The sequence below is a fragment of the Komagataeibacter europaeus LMG 18890 genome, from assembly GCF_000285295.1.
Lineage (GTDB): Bacteria > Pseudomonadota > Alphaproteobacteria > Acetobacterales > Acetobacteraceae > Komagataeibacter > Komagataeibacter europaeus.
Genome location: NZ_CADP01000303.1, coordinates 1 through 1,222 on the forward strand (window position 1 = coordinate 1; position 1,222 = coordinate 1,222).

The following is a 1,222-nucleotide window of genomic DNA, read 5'->3' on the forward strand; positions in this document are numbered from 1 at the left end:
ACTGCAGGAAAAGGGCATTGATCCGCTGGTCGCCATTGGACGGCCCTGTGCCCGCAGGCCTTACGACTTCCGACCCCATCCCGAAGCAAAGGAGCCACGCCGGATAACCGAACCCTGGCGGCTCGCCATGAAGGCGAGACTGGAAACCACAGAAGCCGGAGATGTTTACAGACTACGAAAACAGACCGTGGAGCCGGTCTTTGGAATTATCAAAAGCATCATGGGCTTCAGAAGGTTCAGTCTGCGCAGCCTTGCAAAAGTCACGACCGAATGGACACTCGTCGCTCTCGCATACAACTGCAAAAGAATGGCACGGCTTCAGGCGGCATAAGCCGGGTCAGCCTCGGCCTTATAACCCTCAAAATGACCAACCCGACAGGCTGTTAGAGCCTGTTTGGAAAGTCATGGATGAGCGTTTCTTCGGATGAGATTGGCCCCCATGGCGACGAAGATCATGGCCTGTGAGAGCCTGTTTGGAAATTCGGTGAGGGTGTGATTCAAGCCCTGGATGTGGACGCCAGAGCAGAGAGGCCGGATGGCCAGTATCACCCGCAAGACGAAGCGCTATCCGTCTGACATGACGGATGAGGAATGGGCGCGGATCGCGCCACTGATGCCTGAGCCTGGGCGCATGGGACGTCCGCGGGAAATTGAATTCCGCGAAGTGATCAACGCGGTGCGCTATCTGGTCCGCTCGGGCTGTGGCTGGCGAATGTTGCCGATCCATTTCGGGCATTGGCGAACGGTCTATGGCTGGTTCCGGGAACTGGCGCGGCGTTTCCTGTTTCAGACGATCCACGATGTTGAATTGATGCTCGATCGGGAGCGGATGGGTCGTGAAGCCAGTCCGTCTGAGGTGGTCCCGTCCGTTCGGACAGTTTTGCGGGCTTGATAAGCTATACCCGGTTGTTGTTATGCCGCCCTTCTGACGGCGTTGCTGTTGGCCATCTGGTCCGGGGTTAACCCAGGACCAGATGGCGTCGGCACGTTATGATACGCCTCATCGGGCGTTCGTCCAGCCAGCGCCGTATGCGGACGCCTTTCGTTATAAAGGGCGATCCATCTGCCAAGCCCGGCCCTCAGCTCTGATCCGGTCTCGAACGCGTACAGGTAGACGCATTCGTATTTCAGCGACCGCCACAGGCGCTCGATGAACACGTTGTCCAGCCAGCGACCGCGCCCATCCATGCTGATGCGGATCTGACGCTCTTCCAGTATCCCG

At 58.1% G+C, this 1,222-nt stretch carries 2 protein-coding genes and 1 pseudogene; 2 read left to right on the top strand and 1 reads right to left on the bottom strand.

Annotated elements, in window-relative coordinates; all coding sequences use genetic code 11:
* The coding region (locus GEU01_RS27205; protein ID WP_019087692.1) for a transposase at positions 1-331 on the top strand (331 nt) is incomplete at its 5' end.
* A 177-nt stretch (positions 332-508) separates the two neighbouring features.
* Positions 509-853 (top strand): annotated as a pseudogene (locus GEU01_RS23900) (transposase); the annotation flags it as partial.
* A 59-nt stretch (positions 854-912) separates the two neighbouring features.
* On the opposite strand, the gene GEU01_RS21960 reads toward GEU01_RS23900, so the two are convergent.
* The coding region (locus GEU01_RS21960; RefSeq protein WP_019087694.1) for an integrase core domain-containing protein at positions 913-1,222 on the bottom strand (310 nt) is incomplete at its 5' end.